The 4887-nt window shown below is 37.1% G+C and carries 5 protein-coding genes; all 5 read right to left on the reverse strand.

The features are described from left to right. Window positions 1–151 precede the first annotated feature (151 nt). Entirely contained in the window at window positions 152–1552 is a 1401-nt protein-coding gene (locus tag MUW74_RS02295) for a hypothetical protein (RefSeq protein WP_243516912.1), read from the reverse strand. 69 nt (window positions 1553–1621) lie between these two features. Next, window positions 1622–2887: an ATP-dependent Clp protease ATP-binding subunit ClpX gene (gene clpX, locus MUW74_RS02300; protein ID WP_243516914.1), complete on the reverse strand. Its 1266-nt coding sequence runs from the start codon at window positions 2885–2887 to the stop codon at window positions 1622–1624. Between the two features lie 19 nt (window positions 2888–2906). Beyond that, entirely contained in the window at window positions 2907–3584 is a 678-nt protein-coding gene (locus tag MUW74_RS02305) for a ClpP family protease (RefSeq protein WP_262915429.1), read from the reverse strand. A gap of 161 nt (window positions 3585–3745) precedes the next feature. After that, on the reverse strand, window positions 3746–4651 hold the full coding sequence (miaA, locus tag MUW74_RS02310) for a tRNA (adenosine(37)-N6)-dimethylallyltransferase MiaA (protein WP_243516916.1): 906 nt from the start codon (window positions 4649–4651) through the stop codon (window positions 3746–3748). 11 nt (window positions 4652–4662) lie between these two features. Further along, on the reverse strand, window positions 4663–4887 hold a 225-nt coding region (locus MUW74_RS02315), incomplete at its 5' end, for a hypothetical protein (protein WP_243553047.1).

Raw genomic sequence — 4887 nt, forward strand, 5'->3', positions numbered from 1 at the left:
AGCTTTCAGCCACTTTTTTCATCAGCGCTTGATTTTTTGGTTACTTTTTTATCAAGAAAAAAGTAACAGTAAAAATTCATTTTTTACCAATGTTGTGAACAGATACTATAACAGAGCTATTATACGCAATATACTGCGTTAAGTAATAAGCCTAGTCTATAGCTTTAATTTTTTTTAAAAGATAGTCAGCAGTAAAGTATCCTTTATCTTTTCTTACTTCAAGAGAGCGTTGGATGATAAAAGTAAGCAGCTGAGTAGGGTGGAGCCCAATCTCTGCTGCCTGGTGGAATAAAAAAGAAGAAGGATTCATACCAGCTGTAGTGTTGGGATCATTTAAAATAACTTGGTTATCATTGGTCAGAAAGCCATCTATACGTGCATATACCTGACAATTCAGGAGTTGGAACAAGGCAACTGCCTCTTTACGGATCACATCCAATAGAGGACCAGGTAAGATCATAGGTGTTTGTTTTCGTACAATACCAGGCAGATATTTGGCTCTATAGTCAAAATGCAACTTTCCTTTTAGCATTTCAGTGGGTGGTAATGCCATAGCATTACCTTTTTCTGCTTCTAGTACAATACAAGAAAATTCCCGTCCCTCTATAAAGGCTTCTATCAGGATGGCTTCTTCTGCTTGTGCACTAATCAATAAAATAGGCTCTTTTTGCTTTTGAAAATAAAGCTCGATATAATCTAACAAGGCATGAGGTGTATAAAAAATTTGATCTGCTACCCATAAAGGAAATCCTATGCCCTCTCGAAGATCTATCAGGCTATTGAACCAATTTTTTTTCTCTGTAGGTGTATAGGCTTTCCAGCCTTCATAGCTTATGGCTTCCATAAAAAATGCTTTATGGACAGCCCTTATGAAGGAATCAAGTGTACGATGCCGCACAATTGTCACACCTATTGAGGAGCCTTGTCTGCTGCTTTTAACAACAAAAGGAAGCCCAATAGTAGTGATGATTTTATCTAGTACCTTTTGGGGATCATCTCTATTTAGCCACTCTTTTTGCGTTATAGTGATAGAATCAGGAACTAAAAACCCTGCATGCTGTAAAAGTTTTTTTTGATAAATTTTATCAATACTTAATGCGGTTGGCAATATATCAGATCCTGTATAGGGGATTTGATACCATTGCAGTAATCCTTGAATGACTCCATCTTCGCCATAGACACCATGCAAACAAAGAAAAGCTACATCGAAGTATTTTGAAAAATCAATAGGTGCTATATTTTGTCCTATTTTTTCTATCAATGGTGCATGGCTTTGGGTAGTAGGGAGCGATTCTATGTAAAGCGGTATACCCCAAAAATTAGATACAGCAGGAGAGGGATAAAACTCTCGGATGGTACCCTGATAAAGGTATTTTTTATCGAGTAAGATAAAATTACCGAGACTATCAACAAAAACAGGAACTGGCTCAAATCTTTCGCGATCTAAGTGATCATAGACGGTACGACCACCTGCAAAAGAAATCTCACGTTCTCTCGATTGGCCACCAAAAAATATACCTACTCTAACCGGGGTTGATAAAGAATGATCCATCTTAAAGGTAAAACCTATCAGTAACTTATAATTTTATTTTGGTAGCTGTACTACCAACAAGAAGGGGGATTAAGCCATTTTTTTTAATACACCATCTTGGCTGTTTTTTTCTACAGGTCTGAGCAGCTCTAATCGTGTTCTACTGAGCTGTTCCAATGCATAACTTTTATCAATGACTAATTTATCTTGTCCTTTTAAGGATGGAGCAGTGTACATCACTTCACCCATAATGCTTTCACAGATAGAACGTAGACCTCTGGCCCCTAACTTGAGCGATATAGCTTGCTCTGCAATCAAATCAAGGGTTTCTTCGGTAAAGGTTAGGGTAATGCCATCTATTGCGAATAACTTAGTATATTGCTTGACTAATGCATTTTTAGGTTCTGTAAGAATGCTACGCAGATCAGATTTTGTAAGCGGTTCCAGTCCTTTTATAACGGGAAGGCGACCTACCAGTTCAGGAATGAGTCCATAACCTTTTATATCGGAAGCAGAAACATACTTAAGCATATCTTTATCATCTACCCTAGCATTAGGCTTGGCACAAAATTCAAAGCCTATCGTATTAAAGTTGATTCGATTACTAATGGTTCTAGTGATGCCATCAAAAGCTCCTCCGCAAATAAACAAAATCTTTTCTGTATTAACAGCTGTTAGCTTTTGATCTGGATGCTTTCTGCCACCATGTGGAGGGGCATTTACAATCGAACCTTCTAATAGTTTTAGCAAAGATTGCTGTACACCTTCGCCACTTACATCTCGGGTGATAGATGGGTTATCTCCTTTTCGGGCAATTTTATCGATTTCATCTACATAAACAATCCCTCGTTCAGCTGCAGTTACCTCATAATTGGCAGCATGTAACAAGCGACTAATAATGCTTTCTACATCTTCTCCAACATAACCGGCCTCTGTCAAGACGGTTGCATCTATAATGCAAAAGGGCACCTCTAGCATTTGAGCTAAAGTACGAACTAAATAAGTTTTTCCTGTACCTGTTTCTCCAACCAGCAATATGTTGGATTTTTCAATGATTACATCATCTTCTATACTTGCCGGGTGAGCCAGACGTTTATAGTGGTTATAGACCGCAATAGATAGTGCTTTTTTAGCTTCTTCTTGTCCAATCACATATTCATCTAAATAGGCTTTAATTTCTTTCGGACGCAGTAAGTTAACTGGTTTGATATCATTGATGATATTATCTTCCTTTTGGAGCTGAATAATTTGTGCAGCTTGTGTCACACATTGGTCACAAATGCGTCCTTCTGGACCTGTTACCATCATACTGACTATTTCACTAGCTTTTTTACAAAAAGAACAATGGTTTTTCATAATAGTAGTAGTTGTATGATTAAATTTTTTTCTGTTTCTCTAGTACAAAATCAATGATGCCATAATCTTTTGCTTGGCTTGCACGCATCCAATAGTCCCTATCTGAATGGCGCTCTATAGAAGCATAGTCTTGACCTGTATGATTAGATAAAATATTATATATGTCTTTTTTAATTTCAATCATTTGTTGCATAGTAATTTCCATATCAGCAGCTGTTCCCTTAGCCCCTCCTAGTGGTTGATGAATCATAATTCTGGCGTGTGGAAGGGCAGATCGTTTGTTTTTAGCTCCTCCAGCCAATAATACAGCAGCCATAGAAGCAGCAAGACCTGTGCAAATGGTGGCTACATCAGGAGAAATATATTGCATAGTATCATAAATTCCTAAACCTGGGTATACGGAGCCTCCGGGACTATTAATGTAGAGCAAAATATCTTTTTGGGGATCAACAGACTGTAAAAAAAGAAGCTGTGCAATAATTACGTTGGCAATATTATCATCTACTTGCGTGCCAAGAAAGATAATTCTGTCCATGATTAATCTGGCAAAGACATCAACCTCTCTAAAATGAGCAGGACGTTGTTCAATAACAGATCGGGTCATATTTTCAATATCTGATAGGTAGTTATGAATTTCTAAGCCAGTTGCATAACCATTCTTAACGGCAAATTTTTTAAATTCTCTTTGATTTGGCATAAATTAATATGGAAGGTAAAATTTATTTTGTTTACTACCTAATACATGGGTTCTAGTTTGGAATTTAGTACAAAATAATGTAGCAACCAAATCTATACTTACTATTTGTTCCATAATCGTTCATTTGGTACTAAAATAATAGATGTAACAGATTGTGGTTATTAGCCTATGATAGCACGAATATAACTTTGTATTTTAGGTAAGTCATATGGCGTAAACCAGGTTATATTTTTATCTTTTCTAAACCAGGTTATTTGTTTTTTTGCATACTTTTTTGTGTTTATTTTGATATAGTTTACAGCTTCTGATAAACTGTATTGACCATCTATATAGTCGAATAACTCTTTATAGCCCAATGTTTGCAAGGCATTGGTTCTTTTGTAGGCATATAGTTTTTCAACTTCTTTTAGTAATCCTTGTGCCATCATCATCTCCACACGCAGGCTGATCCGTTTATGTAGTAGTTCTTTTTCTTGGATCAAGCCTATGGTTATAATATTGAATGGTCTGGTTTCTTTTGGTTTTTGTTGTCGCAGGGTAGAGTAGGGGAGTCCTGTTCCTAAGCAAACCTCTAATGCTCTGAGGACTCTTCTAGGATTTTGAAGATCTACGCTGTTATAATAAGCAGGATCTTTTTCTGCCAGTAGCTGGGTGAGATAGGGAAGCCCTTTTTGAGCTAAGGTAGCATTTAGGGTGACCCGCAGGTTAGGTGATAGCGTAGGCAATTCGGCTAAACCTTCACAGAGTGCCTTTAAATAGAGGCCAGAACCACCGGTTGCGATAACCACATCTTGATAGGTAAAAATTTTGTTAAGGGTTTGTAAGGCATCTTGCTCAAATCTACCGGCTGTGTAGTTTGCTTGAATGGGTAAGAAAGATAGAAAATGATGGGGTATGCCCCTCATTTCTGCTTGGGTCGGCTGTGCGGTGCCAATCACTAAATCTTGATAAAACTGCCTGGAATCAGCAGATATAATCTCTGTTTGCAGAATTTCAGCTAGTTGAATTGAAAGTGCTGTTTTGCCTATAGCTGTTGGACCGACAATAACGATTAAGTGTTTAGGCATTATTATCCAAATTAATCAAGACAGAGGTTAGTATATTCACCTGTATTCATACATCCCGTATTATTATCGGAAGAGCGATTGCTACTGTTTTTTTTATTTGTTTGTTTGCTGTTTCTACTTTTTCCGTTTTTGCTGTTTTTTGTTTTTTTTGCTGTTTTTTTTGTTTTTTTTGTTTTCGTTGCTGTTGCTGTTGCTGTTTTCGTTTTCGTTGCTGTTGTTGCTGTTGTTGTTTTCGT

Source organism: Candidatus Cardinium sp. cBcalN2 (genome assembly GCF_022810445.1).
GTDB lineage: Bacteria > Bacteroidota > Bacteroidia > Cytophagales > Amoebophilaceae > Cardinium.